The organism is Muricoccus radiodurans, from assembly GCF_050154705.1.
Classification (GTDB): domain Bacteria; phylum Pseudomonadota; class Alphaproteobacteria; order Acetobacterales; family Acetobacteraceae; genus Roseomonas; species Roseomonas radiodurans.
In genome coordinates, this window is sequence record NZ_CP189561.1 from 4,520,559 (window position 1) to 4,536,568 (window position 16,010).

A 16,010-nucleotide genomic window follows, 5' to 3' on the forward strand; every position below is an offset into this window, starting at 1 on the left:
CCGCCGCGGTCAGGCATCCACCAGGTGCCGGGCCAGGAAGCCCATGGCGCGGCGCAGGAAGTAGGGATCGGTGACGATCGTCGCGTGGTTCTGGTTGGGCAGCACCATCAGCTCGAAGTCGCGGTCCGCCGCGATCAGCGCGGCGGCCATCTGAAGGGTCAGGGCGGGGTGGACGTTGTCGTCCATCTCCCCCGTCGCGAGGAGAAGCTGTCCCTGCAGGCGTGACGCCAGGGGCGGGTTCGCCGCGGCGTCGAAGCTTGTGCCGCCGTCCGGGAGTGGCGTGACCGGGCCCTGGTACTTCTCGCACCAGGAGAAGCTGTAGCCGCGCTGGTCGTGGTTGCCGGCGCTGGCGACACCGGCGCGGAACACCTCGGGATAGGTCAGCATCGCGCGGACCGTGGCATAGCCGCCGCCGGAATGACCCGTGATGCCGACGCGGCCCGGATCGAGGAAGGGATGCCGCTCCGCGAGCTGGCGCAGCCCGGCCACGTGGTCCGCCAGCGTGCCGGGATCGTCCAGCCGGCCGAAGGAGAGGTCGTGGAACGCCTTCTCCCGCAGCGGCGTGCCGCGGCCGTCCAGCTCGATCACGATGCAGCCGATCTCGGCGAGGGCCTGGGGCAGGGAGACGCGTCCCAACTCCGCCTCACCGTCCGAGAGCATCGCCTTCGGCACCTGGGTGCGCTGCGGGCCCGGGTAGATCATGTCCAGGATCGGATAGCGGCGGGACGGGTCGAAGTCCGACGGGAACCACATGGCACCGAACAGCGGCGTGGTCCCATCCGCCGCCATCAGACGAAACGGGAGCGGTGGATGCGGCCAGCGCACCGCCGGTGCGAGCGCCCCGCGCTCGAGGACCGCGATCTCGCGCCCCTCGGCGTCGCGCAGCGCGCTCACCGGAAGGCTTCCGATGGTGGAGCGGGTGTGAACGAAGAAGCGGCCGGACGGGGCGACGCCGCGGCCGGGCTCACGGCGCCGCACCGTGTGGTCGCGCGTCACGCGCAGGGCAGGATAAGCCACCGCGTGGTCCTCCGGCTCCGGCGTCAGGAGCGTGAAGCCCGAACCGTCCAGGTTCACGCGGCAGAGCTGGCGCAGATGGGGATCGGCCGAGGGGTCCAGGCCACCGACGGTCACGAAGATCCTCCGCGCGGCCTCGTCCAGATGGACGATGTCGCGCACGACGAAGGGGCCCCGCGTGATCGGGTTCAGCAGCGCGCCGGTCGCCAGGTCGTGCCGGTACAGGTGGGCGTAGCCGCTGCGTTGAGAGAACCAGATCACCTCCCCGCTGCGATCCAGCACCCGGATATTGGCAAGACCCGTCACCGCAAGATTGGTGTCGAGCCAGGTCTCCGCCGTCTCGTGCAGCACCTCCCGCACCGCCCCGCTGCGGGCATCCGCCTCCAGCAGCGCGAGGCGCCGGCTGCCGCGCTCCCGGTCGAGGAGGAAGACGCGGGCGGAATCGGCGCTCCACCACGCCTCCTCCGCCTCCAGCGGGCTCATCATGGGAACGATCTGCGGCGCCGTGTCTAGCGGCGTGTCGGCGCCGGTCTCCACGCCGAGAATCAGATGGTGCGCCAGCGGCACCTCGGCGTCCCCGCTCAGCGCGAAGCGGAAGCGGTGGAGGATGGGGGCGCAGGAACCGTCCTCCGGCACGTGCTGGACCAGCGGCAGCGCCCGCACCCGGCGCTCGTCCAGCCGGTGCGTCAGCAGCCGCGTGGAGCAGGGCGACCACAGCACGGCCGGCGGAAGCGTCAGCCCCTGCCGCCGCAGGGTCACGGTGACGAGGTTGGCATCCGGCGACTTGCCATAGGCGAAGCCCTCCTCCCCATCGGTGGTGAGGGCGCGCTCCTCCCCCGTGGCGCGGACCCGCAGCCAGAGGTCGTGGCCGCGCCGGAAGACGACGAGCCGGCCGTCCGGAGATGCGACCTCATGCGGCGCGACGGGCGGGAGAGGGCTCTCGCGCAGCCCCTGCGCGTCATCCCAGCGCCAGTCGCGACCCAGGGCATGGAAGCGCAGGCCCGCCCGTTCCGGCACGATCTCCGAGAGCGGCAGACGGTCCGCGGCGACATCGGTCCCCATCGCGTCGGAGAGCGCCGCCGCCAGGCGCGCATGGTCGAAGGCCGGGCGGGTCGCCCCACCGGCCGCCGCGTCCACCAGCAGGAAGCGGGCGGCACCGCCCGGCTCCTCCCGCCGATAGAGGAAGGCGTCCTGCCCCGGCAACCAGTGCGGCCGGAGCATCGCATTCGTCACCAGCGGCCGCAGCCGTGGGGGCAGGAAGGCGCTCGCGCGCGCCCAGCGCGCATCGTCCAGGCGTTCGGCCACTCAGCGCTTCTCGATATTCCAGAACACCAGCACGGGCCCGGGGACGAGGCCGGTGACGTTGCTCCGCCGCGCGATGAGCTGGCGGTACTGGCCGAGCGGGATGGAGGGCAGCGCGCGCCACAGCGCCTCGTTCAGGGCGGCCAGCCGCTCGGGCGTCGGGCTCTCCGCCGCCGCGACACGCAGCGCCTCCACCTCCTCCGAGCACGGCCAGCCCGGGCTGTTGTTGCCGTCGCAGCGCGTGTCGATGAAGGCGTTGGTGGCGGGCTGGAGGACGGTCGCGACCTCCGTGCCGGTGTGGAAGATGTGCCAGCCGCCCCGGTCCGGCGGGTCCTTGCGGGCACGCCGAACCACCAGCGTGCCCCAGTCGCTGTTCTCCATCTCCACGTTCACGCCGATGGAGCGCAGCCGCGCCGCCGTCACCTGGGACAGCGCGTCGATCAGCGGGATCTCCTGCGTCGTCAGGATGCGGATCGGCTCACCGCGATAGCCGGCCTCGGCCAGCAGGGCGCGGGCGCGCTCCGGCGCGGGATTGCGATAGGGCTCGGACCCCGCCTCGGTCGCCGTCGGCGTGTCGCAGCCCATGAAGGAGAAGCAGCGCCGCCACAGGGACTCATCCGTCGTGAAGGCGGCGGAGAGGTATTCCGGCTGGTCCACCAGCAGCGCCAGCGCCTGCCGCGCGCGAGGATCGTTGAAGGGCGGGACGAGCGCGTTCGGCCGCAGGAAGGCCCAGGAGCCGAGCGGGGAGGGGACCTCCACCACCACGTCGCGGCGGCGGCGCAACGGCGCGACGCCGTCATGCGGCAGCTGGTCCAGCAGGTCCACCTCGCCCTGCATGATCGCGTTCATCCGCGTCGCCAGGTCCGGGATGACGTGCCACTCCACCCGGTCCAGGCGCACCACCTTGCCGCCGGACAGGCCGCTCGGCGGCTCCGCGCGCGGCACGTAGTCGGGGTTGCGGTCATAGGCGATTCGCGCCGCCGGGATGAAGCCGGCACGGTTGAAGCGGAAGGGGCCGGAACCGATGGTGGTGGTGACAGGCGCGTTGCCGGCTGCCTCCATGTCCCGCTCCCGCATCACCACCGCCGCCGGCGAGGCGAGCGCCCGCTCCACATGCGCGAAGGGACGGGTCAGGACGATCCGGAACCGCCGCTCATCCACCGCCTCCAGCGCCGCGGTCCGCTGCGCGAGAAGCTGGAGCAGTGGCTCCGTCCGCGCCGTCCGCCGGATGGAGGCGACCGCATCGCGCGCCGTGACCGGTGATCCGTCATGGAAGCGCAGCCCGTCGCGCAGCGTGAACTCATAGGTCAGGCGGTCATCGGAGATCCGCGTCTCCCCCACCATCTGCGGACGCGGGTTCAGCTCCGAATCCCACGCGAAGAGCAGGTCGTAGATCATCTGCCCGTGGATGCGGGTGATGGTCGCCGTGGTGATCTGCGGGTCCAGCACGCGAAGATCCGCCTGCGGCACGACACGCAGCACCGTCTCCGCCCGCGCCGGAGACAGCGCGAGGACGGCGAGGGCACCGAGCTGACAGAATCGGCGAAGGAAGCGGGCCATGCTCAGGCTCCTCCGGATGGATGCCTGACGGTCGTGCGAGTGGTCCGGGGTTGTCAATGTGCTGCGGTGTCGTGCGGGTGACTCCGGGGGAGAGAAGGAATTCTCTCCCCCAAACCCCCTCTCATCTCCTTCTATCAGGCTGCCGCGGAACCCGGAGGTGAGAGGGCTGATCACCGAATGCGGTGGCAGCCTGATCGAGAGAGACGAGGGTCGAACGCACTGCGTTCGACGGGGTCTTTACTCCGCATCCACCCGCCAGTGATCCGTCATCCACGGCTCCAGCCGCGCCGGATCAAGGTCCAGGCCGATCCCCGGTGCGTCGGGCACCGCGATCGTGCCGTCCGCGCGCGGCTCCATGGCGCCACCCAGCGGCAGCAGCGGGTTGGGCGTCGCGTCGATCTCGAGGAAGGGATAGGGCAGCGGCCCGCCGCCCCGGCGCGCCGTCAGCAGCGCGCCCATCTGCAGCGCCGCATGGGCGTTCACGCAGGTGCCGAAGACATGCGGCATGACCGGCATGTCATAGGCATCGGCCAGCGCCGCGACGCGCCGCATCCCCGTGAAGCCGCCACACACCGTCAGATCGGGTTGCAGCACGGAGAAGGTGCGCGCCTCCAGGAAGTCGCGGAAGGCGGCCAGGCTGCCCAGCGCCTCCCCGCCCGCGATGGCGCAGGGCGCCGCCGCCGCAACGGCCCGGTAGCCCCCGATGTCCTCCGGCTGAAGTGGCTCCTCAATCCAGAGGAGATCGGCCTCCTCCATGTGCCGGGCGCTCGCGAGGGCGGGGCCGACCGTGTAGCCCTGGTTGATGTCCACCATCAGCGCCACATCCGGCCCGACCTGCTGCCGCATCGCGCGCATCACCTGACCGTCCGCGCGCGGGGCGAAGCCGACGCGCGGCTTGATCGCCCGGAAGCCGCTGCGCAGCAGCGCATCCACCTCGCCGGGATAGGCGCCATAGGGTTCCGCGCCCTCCCGGATGAAGGGGCCGCTGGCATAGGCGAGCATCCGGTCCCGCAGGGCGCCGCCGAGCATGCGCGCCACGCTGATCCCCCGCGCCCGCGCCGCGAGGTCGTGCAGCGCCATGTCCACCGCCGAGACCGCCATCATCCCCGCGCCGCGCCGGTCATAGGCGAGCGTTCCGAGCATGGCTTGGAACAGCCGTCCCATCTCCTGGGCCGGCTGGCCGAGCAGGAGCGGCGCGAGCCGCGCCTTCACGAAGCCCGCGGCGGCGAAAGGCGAGTTGAACACCTCGCCCCAGCCAACCGTCCCGTCCTCCCCGACGAGCTGGAGCAACAGGAAATCGCGCCGGCGGATGAAGGTGGAGGCGTTGCCGAGCGCCGGGCTCGGCGAGAACCCGACATGGTAGCCGCGGACCGACGTGACCTTCACGGACGCTTCCCTTCCCGAACGGGCGCGGACCGTGCGGAACCGGGTTGGGGCTGTCAAATGGCCGGGGCGGTGCTCAGGTCCCCGTCACATAGCCCCTGGCCCGGTCCCGCGCGATCTCGGCCGGATCGCGCGCCGCCGGATCGCCGAAGCCGCCGCCGCCCGAGGTCTCCAGCCGGATGCGGTCGCCGCGCCGCAGCGGCACGTTGTCGGATTTCGGCGGCACCGGCACCGCCTGCCCGTCCCGCAGCAGCGTCAACCGCCCGAGCGAGGCCGCACCACCGCCCGCCAGCCCGTAGGGCGCGTGGACGAAGCGGTCCATGCTGGCGGTGAAGAGGCAGGCCGGGCTGTCCACCCGCCATTCCCGCACCAGCCCGAGCCCGCCGCGCTGCCGCCCGGCGCCGCCGGTGTCCGGCAGCAGCCCGTATTCCGTGATCGTCAGCGGCGTCTGCGCCTCGATCATCTCCACGGGGATGTTGCTGTTGTTGTGCATGCCCGAGGAGAAGGCGGAGACGCCGTCCTTCGACGGATGGGCGCCGGTCCCGCCGATCTCGATCTCCACCAGCACCTGGCGGGACGCATCCTCCGCCACGGTCTGGAAGGTGCAGACATAGGAGTTGCCGTAATAGGCGGCGGGGATGTGGCCCGGCAGCGCCTGGTGCAGCGCGCCGAACATCGCGTTCAGCAGGCGGTGCGTGATGGCGATCCGGTGCACCACGGGGGCGGGGTGGCGGGCGTTCACCACCAGCCCCTCCGGCGCGATCGTGGTGACGGGGCGGTAGCAGCCGGCGTTCACCGCGAAGGGCGCGTCCTCCACCGCGCCGGCGGCGCAGATCATCGCGAACATCACCGCGGCGTTGCTGCTGGCCAGGGTCGCGTTGCACGGCCCCCGCACCTGCGGGGAGCAGCCCGAGAGGTCCACCGAGATGGAGTCCCCCGCGATGGTCAGCGCGACATGCAGCCGGATCGGCACGCCCAGGTCCACGCCGTCATCGTCCAGCCAGTCCGTGAACTCGTAGGTGCCGTCGGGCATGCGCGCGATGGCGGCGCGCATGGCGGCCTCGCTCATGTCCAGGATGCGCCGCCCGGCCTCCAGCATCCCCTCCGCGCCATACCGTGCCGCGAGGCGGCGCAGCGCGGCGGCGCCGACCTCCAGGCTGGCGATCTGGCTGTTCAGGTCGCCCAGCAGCAGGTCGGGCTTGCGGACGTTCTGGCCGATCATCGCCCAGACCGCCTCATTGCGGACGCCGTTCTCGATCAGCTTCAGGGGCGGAATGCGCAGCCCCTCCTGGAAGATCTCGATCGCCTTGGACGCGTAACTGCCGGCCGCGAGCCCGCCTACGTCGATGTGGTGGCAGAGCGTTCCGACGAAGGCGATCCGCCGCCCTTCATGGAACACCGGCTTGAAGGCGGTGATGTCGGGCAGGTGCTGCCCGCCACAATAGGGATCGTTGGTGATGACCACGTCATCCGGGCCCCAGGTCTCGGGGTCGATCCAGCGGTCCAGCAATTCCCGCAGCAGGTGGGACATGGAGTTCAGGTGGCTGGGGATGCGCGCGGACTGGGCGACGTTGTTCCCCTCTGCGTCGAAGACGGCGGTGGAGTAGTCCAGCAACTCCCGCACGATGGTGCTGCGGCTGGTGCGCCAGACCGTCGCGTCCATCTCCGCCGCCGCGGCGACGAGGGCGTTGCGGATGACCTCGATCTCGATGGGGCCCAACGTCTTGGCATCGCTCGTCATGGCGTGGCTCTCGCAATCAGCGCGCCGGCGGGGCCGAGGGTCGCGGTCCAGCCGCGGCCGATGAAGTGGGTGGCGAAGGCTTCCTCCACGATGGCGGGGCCGGTGATCGTCTCGGCTGTTGTGAGCGCCTCCCGGTCCCAGACTGGCAGGTCGCGCCAGGCGCCGCCCTCGAAGACCGGACGGGTGCCTTTGCGTGCGGGACGGGCGGCGGGCGCGTGATCGGCGGCAACGGGCTTCGGTAGGCGGCCCGTGGCGGTGGCGCGCAGGGTCACGATCTCGACCGCTTCCCGCGGGTCGGCGTAGGAGAAGCGCTGCCGGTGCATGTCGTGGAAGCGCTGGAGCAGCGCGGTCAGCGACGCGGCATCGGGCGCCACCACGTCCCCCCACGGGATCAGCAGCTCGAAGGCCTGGCCGTGGTAGCGCATGTCGGCTGCCAGCTCGACGTGGCGGTCGTCCGGGGCCACGCCGTCCGCGGCCAGCCGCGCCTCCGCCGTCTCCCGCAACTCGCCGATCAGCGCGGTCAGCGCCGGCAGGCTCTCCGGCAGGGCCGGCAGCACGCGGGACCGGGCCAGATCCTGCACGAGGTCACCGTACAGGATGCCCCAGGCCGAGAGCGTGCCGGGCTCGGCGGGGAAGATCACCTCCGTGATGCCCATCTCCGCCGCCACGTCGGTCGCGTGCAGCCCGCCCGCGCCGCCGAAGGAGAGCAGCGCGAAGTCCCGCGCATCCAGCCCCTTCTCGAACAGCGACAGCCGCACCGCAGCGCCGAGATTCGCGTTGGCCACCGTCAGGATGCCCTGCGCCGCCGCCTCCACCGCCAGGCCGAGCGGGACGCCGACCTTCCCGGCCAGGGCCGCGCGCGTGGCCGCCATGTCCAGGCGCATGGCGCCGCCGAGGAAGTAATCCGGGTCCAGCCGCCCCAGGGCGAGGTTGGCGTCCGTCACCGTCGGCTCCGTCCCGCCGCGGCCATAGGCCACGGGACCGGGCCGGGCGCCCGCGCTCGCCGGCCCCACCGTCAGCCGCCCGCCCCGATCCACCCGCGCGAGCGACCCGCCGCCCGCGCCGATGGTGCGCATCTCCACCATGGGCAGGCGCACGGGCAGCCGGTCCACCTCCCCCTGCGTCACCACCGAGACGCGCCCGCCCTGCACCACCGACACGTCATAGGAGGTGCCGCCCATATCCACCGCGACGAGGTTCGGCCGCCCCAGCAGCCCCGCGATCCGCCCCGCCGCCAGCGCCCCGCCCGAGGGGCCGGAGAGAAGCAGCCGCGCCGGCTGTTCCGCCGCGACCGGCAGGCTGCATACCCCGCCATTGGACTGCACGAGGAAGACGAGCGGATCGAAGCCGCCCTCCCCAAGCCGCGTTGCCAGCCGCTCGAGATAGGCGCGCACCACGGGGACCAGCAGCGCGTTCAGCACGGTGGTGCTGGTGCGCTCATACTCCCGGATCTCCGGGCTCACCTCGCTCGACAGGGAGACGGGCAGGCCGGGACGCGCGGCCGCCAGCAGCGCTTTCAGCCGCCTCTCATGCGCCGGGTTGGCGTAGGCGTGCAGAAGGCAGATCGCGACCGTCTCCGCCCCCATCGCATCCAGCCGCGCGAGCAGGGTGGGAACCGCCGCCTCATCCAGCGGCGTCTCGACCGAACCATCCGCACGAAGCCGCTCCGGCACGCCCAGCCGCCGATCGCGCTCGATGAGGCAGGGGAAGGGGTCGGGCGCCACGGCGTAGAGCTCCCGCCGGACGTGGCGGTTGATCTCCAGCACGTCCTCGAAGCCCGCCGTCGTGATCAGCGCGCCGCGGGCCAGCTTGCGCTCCAGCACCGCATTGGTCGCGATGGTCGTGCCGTGCAGCAGCAGCCCGACCTCGGACAGGGCGAAGCCGAAGCGCTCCGCCGCCTCCGTCACGCCGCGCAGCAGCCCCTCGGAGGGATCGGCGGGGGTGGTAGGCGTCTTCCAGGCCCGGACGGCGCCGCTGCGCTCGTCCAGCACCTGCAGGTCGGTGAAGGTGCCGCCGATGTCCACGGCGATCCGCACCGGCCTCCGGGCCGGGGGCGTCGCGCTCATTGCATCACGCGCGGCAGCCAGGTCGCGATATCCGGCCAGATCGTCATGATCACCACCGCCAGGAGATAGGCGCCGAGAAAGGGCGTGACGCCCACGAAGACGTCCGTGATCGGCCCCGGCTTCGGCCGCATGCCCTGCAGCACGTACATCACCGTCCCGTCGGGCGGGCTGATCTGCGCGATCTCCACCAGCATCGTCACCATCACGCCGAACCAGATGGGGTCGTAGCCCAGGGCGGTGACGATCGGGAAGACCACCGGCACCGTGGTGATGATCATGGAGAACCCCTCCATGAAGGTGCCGAGCGCGAGGTAGAGCGCGAGGATCAGCGCCATGATCGCCCAGGGCGGCAGGGGCAGGCTGCCGATGAAGCCGGCCAGCGCCTGCGGCACGTTGATCGCGGTCAGGATGTAGTTCAGCAGGTAGGCGCCGAAGATGATCAGGCCGAGCAGCGCCGTGTTGCGCGCCGTGGCCTCCGCGCTCGCGTTCAGCAGGCGGAAGGACAGCTTGCCCTCGATCGCGGCGAAGATTGCGGCCCCGACCACGCCGAGCGCGGCCGCCTCCGTCGGCGTCGCGAAGCCGGCATAGATAGAGCCGAGGACGAGGACCATCAGCAGCACCGTGGGCACGAGGTCCACCAGCGCCCGCAGCTTCATGGAGAGCGGCAGGGGCGGCGGCTTGGGCAGCGGGTGCCGCAGCCCGTGCCCCACGATGACCAGCAGGAACAGCCCCGTGACCAGCACGCTCGGGATCAGCGCCGCGATGTAGAGCGCGCCCACCGAGGTCTCGGTGATCAGCCCGTAGATGATGAAGGTGATCCCCGGCGGGATGAGGTTCCCCAGCGCCCCGCCAGCCGCGAGCGAGCCGAGCACCATCCGCTGGCTGTAGCGGGAGTCCTGGAAGTAGGGCAGCGCCACCGACCCCATTGTCGCGGCGGTGGCGACCGAGGATCCGGAGATGGCGGAGAAGACGGCGCAGGAGACGATGTTCGTGTGCAGCAGCCCGCCCGGCAACCGGTTCAGCCACACGTTCAGCGCGCGGTAGAGCCGGTCCGACAGCCCGGCCCGCAGCAGGATCTCCCCCATCAGCAGGAACAGCGGCACGGCGACGAGCACGAAGGAGGAGGAGGGCCCCCACAGCGTCTGCCCCGCGAAGGCCCACCAGGGCCGGTCCGAGAAGACGAGCCCGATCAGCATCCCCAGGATGCCGAGCACCGCCGCGACATAGACCCCCGCGCCGAAGAAGACGCAGAAGACCGCCGTCAGCATCAGGATCTCGGTGACCGGCACCGCCTGCCCGCCGCTGGCCGCCACAATGATGGCGCCGACCAGCAGGACGAGGAGAAAGACAACGGCGATCATGCAGGGCCACCCCGGGCCATCTCCACGGCCTCCAGCGCCTCCGCCGTCTCGTCCTCCAGCGTGCGGGAGCCGAGCAGGCGGTCCAGTTCCTCCGGCCGGCCGAGGACCAGGGCGAGCGTGCTTTCCAGAGCCAGGACGAGGATCATCACGACGAAGGCGAGGATGCCGGCGGTCCAGAGCCCCTGCGGAATCACCAGCGGTACGCGCAGCGCGGAGTTGTCATGCGCGTCGAACAGGGCGCTCTCGTCCACCAGCTCCCAGGCCGCCCAGGCGCAGAAGACAGCAAAGCCGCCCAGCAGCAGGAGGGAGAGAAGGTGCAGCCCCGCCCGAATCCGCAGCGGCAGGCGGTTCACCCAGACATCCACCCGGATATGGGCCCGGCGCGCGAGGGTATGGGCCAGCCCCCAGGCGATGCCGACCGCCAACATGTAGCCCGTCACCTCCACCGTGGCGGTGGAGGAGACGCCGAGGGCGCTGCGCCCGACGATGTCGAAGGTGATGAACAGGGCGCAGGCCACGTAGTTCCAGCCCGCCAGATAACCCATGACGGCCGCGACCCAGGCGACGCCGACGCGCAGCCCCCGCGCCGCGCGCAGCGCGGGGCTCTGCAATATCGCGCTCACCCGCCGAAGCGCACGCCGGCGATCGGCGCGATCACCTGGTTGTAGGTCTCCCCGCAGCGCGCGCCGCAGCGGCGCACGAAGCCGGGCAGGACGGTCCGCTCGAAGATCTCGCGCAGCGCCGCTTGGTCGGCGGCGGTGGGCGTCACCTCGGTCACGGGACGGGTGGCCAGGGTGTGAATGCGGCAGGCCGCGGCGTTGCCGACCGCGCAGTCCAGCCCATCCCGCGTGGCGGCGGCGCCGAGCTCCCACTGGGCGTCGCTCACCTCCTTCAGCGTCTGCTCGACCACCGCGCGCACCGCGGGGTCCAGCCGGTTCCACCAGTTGAGGTTCACCATGTAGCCGGCCAGCGCCCAGGACACGGCGAGGTTGGAGACGTGGGTCGTCACCTCCGGCCAGCGCGCGGCAACGCCGCTGCCCGTGCCGGTGATGGCGCAGTCCACCACGCCGCGCTCCAGCGCCGAGTAGACCTCCGGGAAGCCGATGGAGACGGGCTGCGCGCCGAGCGCGGTAAAGAAGTCCACCAGCGAGTTGCCGAAGGTGCGGACCTTGCGGCCGCGCAGGTCGGACAGGCTCGCGAAGGGCTGGCGGCACCACACCACCTGCGCCGGGAAGGGATAGATCACCATCATCCGCACCCCGAAGCGCTCGAGGTCGCGGTTGACCGCCGGCAGCATCGCCTCCGCGATGCGCTTCGCCGTCCCGATATCCGGCGCCAGCCCCGCCAGGTCCACCATGTCGAGCACCGGCACGTCGCCGGACAGGGTGGTCAGCGTGCTGGCCGCGATGTCCGCCTGTCCCGAACGGTTGAGGCGGATCAGCTCCGTGCCGGAGAGGTTGCGCTCCGCATGGGTGGAGAGCTGCACCTCGATCCGCCCGCCCGATCTCTCCCGCAGGCGGTCGCGCAGGATCGGCTGATCCACCCGCGTGTATTGCGGCTGCGTGGGCAAGGGCTGGGTGATCGCCACGATCGGGATGCGCGGACCGGCCGGCAAGGTCGGCTGCGCCAGGGCGGACCCGCCCAGGCCCAGCGCGGCGACGGCGGCGAGGAGGATTCGTCTCATACTCATGCGCTCCCGGTCTCCAGGTCGATGACGATGTTCGCGTGCCCGTCCAGCGACGCGGTGGCGCCGGGCGGGATCAGGACGGTGCAGTCGTATTCCTCGACGATGGCGGGGCCAGCCTTCGGGGTGGCGAGGTCGGCGCGGGACAGGACCGGCGTCTCCAGCCAGCCATGCGTCCGGCCGAAATAGGCGGAGCGCGGCGGCTGGGGCGGCGGCGGGGCGGGGGGCTGGATGCGATCGGGCATGCGGGGCCGGTCGGGGATGCCTCGGCCCACGGCGCGCAGCGTCACGATCTCCACCGGCTCGTCCGCGCCGGCGCGGTGGCCGTAGGTGCGCTCGTGCTCGGCGTGGAAGCCTTCGGCCAGGTGCGCGGGGCTGGCGCCGGGATCGAAGGGCACCTCCAGCTCGAAGGACTGCCCGCGATAACGCAGCGCGGCGGCGCACTGCACCGCGATCCGATCGGGCGGGAAGCCCTGCGCCGCCAGCCGCGACGCGGCCTCCTCCGCCAGCGCGGCCACCTCGGCCTCCAGCGCCGCCGGGTCCAGCTCGCTTGTCAGGCAGCGCCAGGAGCGGGAGAGGTGCACCTCCACATCGGAGGCGAGCAGCCCCACGGCCGAGAAGACCCCGGCCGAGGGCGGCACCACCACCCGCGCCATGCCGAGCTCCCGCGCCATGCCCGCCGCAAACAGCGGCCCGTTGCCGCCGAAGGCGACGAGGGCGAAGCGCCGGGGATCGCGCCCCCGCTCCGACGACACCGCCTTGATCGCCCGGATCATATTGGAGGCGGCGATGAGATGCGCGCCATGGGCCGCCTCCTCCACCGACCGTCCCAGCGGGCCCGCCACCTTCTCCGCCACCGCGGCGCGGGAGGCGGCGGCGTCGATCGCCAGCGCCCCGCCCACAAGGTGGTGCGGGTTGAGATAGCCGAGCACGACGTTCGCGTCCGTTACCGTCGGCTGGGTGTTGCCGCGGCCGTAGCAGACGGGGCCGGGATCGGCCCCCGCGCTCTCCGGCCCCACCTGTGGCGCGCCCGCGGCGTCGAGCCAGATGAGGGAACCGCCGCCCGCGCCGACCTCCGCCAGGTCGATCGCCGGCACCTTCAACTGGTATCCGGCGCCCGAGAGCAGGCGCGACCCGACCATGATGCCGGCGCCGACGCTGTACTCCCCGGCGCGGGAGACCTCGTACTCCTCCACCACGCCGGCCTTGGCGGTGGTGCCACCCATGTCGAAGGAGATGACGCGCGGCAGCCCGGCCCGCTTCGCAAGGGCCTGGGCGCCGATCACGCCGGCGGCGGGGCCGCTCTCCACCACATGCACGGGCAGGCGCTCGGCCTCCGAGGCCGGCATCAGCCCGCCCGCGCTCTGCATCAGCAGCAGCGGCGCCCGGATGCCGCCCGACGCCAGCTCCCGCTCCAGCCCGCCGAGATAACGGCCGAGCACCGGCCCGACATAGGCGTTGATCACCGTCGTGGAGGTGCGCTCGTACTCCTTCATCTCCGGCAGCACGTCCACGGAGAGGGAGAGGCGCATCCCCGGCGCGCGGGCCGCCACGATCTCCCCGATTCGGCGTTCATGCGCGGGATTGGCGTAGCTGTGCAGGAGGCAGACGGCGATCGCCTCCACCCCCTCCGCCACCAGGGCGTCCACCGCGGCCTCGACTTCCGCCTCGTCCAACGGGATCTCCACCTCGCCCCGCCAGTTCACACGCTCCGTCACGCCCAGGCGGAGGTGGCGCGGCACGAGGGGCGGCGGCTTCTGCCAGCGCAGGTCATAGAGGCGCGGCATCCGCAGCGTGCGGATCTCCAGCACGTCCCGGAAGCCCTGCGTGGTGATGAGCCCGGTGCGGGCGCCCTTGTGCTCCAGGATGGTGTTGGAGGCGACGGTGGTGGCGTGCAGCACCTCCTCCACCTCGCCCGCCACGAAGCCGGCTTCGGCGGAGAGCTGGCCCAGCCCCTCCACGATGGCGCGGCCATAGTCGCCGACGCTGGAGGACACCTTCTTCGTGCGCAGTTCCCCCGCGGGGCCGAGGGCAACCAGATCGGTGAAGGTGCCGCCGATGTCGGCGCCGACGCGCCACATCCCCGCCGCGCTCACGCCGCGCGGTCCCGGATGATCGTCGGCATGGCACCGCGCCCGGCCCGGCGGGCGGCGCGAAGGGCCTCGGTCGCGGCCGCATCCACCACCCAGCCGGCGCCGATCACCACGCCGTAGTCCCGCGCCGCCGCCTCCGTCGAGACAAGGGCGTTGCGCGCATCCGCCAGCACCGCCTGGGGATCGCGCTCCAGCGGATCACCCCAGCCGCCGCCACCCGGCACGTCCAGGCTGAACAGGTCGCCGCGCCGCAGGGTGATGCAGAACTTGGAGGGCAGCGCCTCCCTGACGCCGTCCCGCGTCAGGCTGTTCATGGACGGCGCGCCGGGCTGCCCGCCATAGAGGCCGAAGGGCAGGAAGGCGCGGCGGTCCGCGCGGACCTGCAGCACGCCCTCCGTCTCCAGGAAGCGGTAGGTGCGGCGGAAGGGGGCACCGCCGCGGAACTGCCCCGCGCCCATCGTGTCCGGCAGGAACTCGTATTCCGTGATCTGGATTGGCTGCTCCGTCTCCGTCACCTCGATGGAGGGAGAGGCCATGTTGGCGAACATATGGCTGTTGCCGTCCAGCCCATCGGCAAAGGGCCGCCCGCCCCAGGCGGAGCAGGTGAAATCCACGTAGATGAAGGGCTTCCGCTGCTCGGTCCAGCCGCCGATGGAGACACCGATATTTCCGCCATCGCCAGCGGCCCCGACGCGATCCGGCAGCATCAGCGCCAGCGCGCCGAACAGCGTATCCACCATCCGGAAGCCCGTCAGTCCCCGCGCCGCGCAGGCGGCGGGCAGCACGCCATGCGCCACCGTCCCGGCCGGCGCGATCACCTCGATGGCGCGGAAATACCCCTCGTTGTTCGGGATGTTGGCCGGCAGGATGCTGCGGATGGCGCAATAGGCGGCGGAGCGCGTGAAGGAGAAGGTGTTGTTGATCGCCCCCTTCACCTGCGGGCTGGTGCCGGTCCAGTCCACCACCATCCGGTCGCCACGCTTCTCCACCCGAACGCGCAGCGGGATGGGCTTGCCCACCTCCACCCCGTCATCGTCGATATGGTCCTCGAAGGACCACTCCCCGTCCGGCAGGTCCCGCAGCGCCGCGCGGGTCAGGCGTTCCGCATGGTCCAGCAGCTCGTTCATGTAGAAGCGCGTGGCGTCGATCCCGTAGCGGGTCACGATGTCCTGGAAGGCCCGCTCCGCGATGCGACAGGCCGCGAGCTGGGCGCGCAGGTCGCCGAACACCATGACCGGCACGCGCACGTTCCGCTCGATCATCATGTGCAGCGTCTCGTTCGGGACGCCGCGCGCGTAAAGGCGGAGCGGCGGGATGCGCAGCCCCTCCTGGTAGATTTCCGTGCTGTCGGAGGCGTTGGAACCCGGCACCCGCCCGCCGACATCCGTGTGGTGGCAGATGGTGGCCGCGATCGCCACGCGCTCCCCGTCCACGAAGATCGGCTGGAAGAGGAAGATGTCGGGCAGGTGCATCCCGCCCTCGAAGGGATCGTTGAGGACGAAGACGTCGCCCTCCTGCATGTCGTCGCCGTAGCGGCGCATGACGGCGGCCAGCGCCTCGGGGATGGAGCCGAGATGGCTCGGCAAGGTCAGGCCCTGCGCCACCAGCCGCCCCTGCGGATCGCAGAAGGCGGTGCTGTAGTCCATGTTGTCCTTGAGCACCGCGGAATAGGTCGTGCGGTGGATGGTCAGCGCCATCTCGTCCGCGATCGCGAAGACGGCGTTCCGGAACAGCTCGAACTCGACAGGGTCGTGAAGGCGTCCCGACACGGTCATATCCCACCCGGTCCGATACGAGCTTGCCACG

General features: G+C 71.8%; 10 protein-coding genes. All 10 read right to left on the bottom strand.

The features are described from left to right. Nucleotides 1-9: 9 nt before the first annotated feature. The gene (locus tag ACP6CK_RS21180) at nucleotides 10-2,319 is read right to left on the bottom strand and encodes a prolyl oligopeptidase family serine peptidase (RefSeq protein WP_426955294.1); all 2,310 of its coding nucleotides are present in this window, start codon (nucleotides 2,317-2,319) and stop codon (nucleotides 10-12) included. Next, a complete protein-coding gene (locus tag ACP6CK_RS21185; RefSeq protein ID WP_426955295.1) occupies nucleotides 2,320-3,876 on the bottom strand; it encodes an ABC transporter substrate-binding protein in 1,557 nt (518 codons plus the stop codon). It lies immediately after the preceding gene. A gap of 237 nt (nucleotides 3,877-4,113) precedes the next feature. Then, on the bottom strand, nucleotides 4,114-5,262 hold the full coding sequence (locus ACP6CK_RS21190) for a mandelate racemase/muconate lactonizing enzyme family protein (RefSeq protein WP_426955296.1): 1,149 nt from the start codon (nucleotides 5,260-5,262) through the stop codon (nucleotides 4,114-4,116). 73 nt (nucleotides 5,263-5,335) lie between these two features. Beyond that, nucleotides 5,336-7,000, bottom strand: a complete 1,665-nt coding sequence (locus ACP6CK_RS21195) for a hydantoinase B/oxoprolinase family protein (RefSeq protein WP_426955297.1) — start codon at nucleotides 6,998-7,000, stop codon at nucleotides 5,336-5,338. Continuing rightward, the gene (locus tag ACP6CK_RS21200; protein WP_426955298.1) at nucleotides 6,997-9,066 is read right to left on the bottom strand and encodes a hydantoinase/oxoprolinase family protein; all 2,070 of its coding nucleotides are present in this window, start codon (nucleotides 9,064-9,066) and stop codon (nucleotides 6,997-6,999) included. Before ACP6CK_RS21200 ends, ACP6CK_RS21195 begins: the two co-directional genes overlap by 4 nt. Then, nucleotides 9,063-10,427 carry a TRAP transporter large permease gene (locus tag ACP6CK_RS21205; RefSeq protein ID WP_426955299.1) on the bottom strand — a complete coding sequence of 455 codons (1,365 nt, stop codon included), beginning with the start codon at nucleotides 10,425-10,427 and terminating at the stop codon, nucleotides 9,063-9,065. The genes ACP6CK_RS21200 and ACP6CK_RS21205 overlap by 4 nt, the downstream gene beginning before the upstream one ends. Further along, nucleotides 10,424-11,038 (bottom strand): TRAP transporter small permease subunit, encoded by a 615-nt coding sequence (locus ACP6CK_RS21210; protein ID WP_426955300.1) that lies wholly within the window; start codon nucleotides 11,036-11,038, stop codon nucleotides 10,424-10,426. The genes ACP6CK_RS21205 and ACP6CK_RS21210 overlap by 4 nt, the downstream gene beginning before the upstream one ends. Nucleotides 11,039-11,046: 8 nt before the next feature. Then, nucleotides 11,047-12,117, bottom strand: a complete 1,071-nt coding sequence (locus tag ACP6CK_RS21215; protein WP_426955301.1) for a TRAP transporter substrate-binding protein — start codon at nucleotides 12,115-12,117, stop codon at nucleotides 11,047-11,049. Further along, nucleotides 12,114-14,207: a hydantoinase/oxoprolinase family protein gene (locus tag ACP6CK_RS21220; protein ID WP_426955302.1), complete on the bottom strand. Its 2,094-nt coding sequence runs from the start codon at nucleotides 14,205-14,207 to the stop codon at nucleotides 12,114-12,116. The genes ACP6CK_RS21215 and ACP6CK_RS21220 overlap by 4 nt, the downstream gene beginning before the upstream one ends. Next, the gene (locus ACP6CK_RS21225; protein WP_426955303.1) at nucleotides 14,204-15,973 is read right to left on the bottom strand and encodes a hydantoinase B/oxoprolinase family protein; all 1,770 of its coding nucleotides are present in this window, start codon (nucleotides 15,971-15,973) and stop codon (nucleotides 14,204-14,206) included. Before ACP6CK_RS21225 ends, ACP6CK_RS21220 begins: the two co-directional genes overlap by 4 nt. Nucleotides 15,974-16,010: the final 37 nt, after the last annotated feature.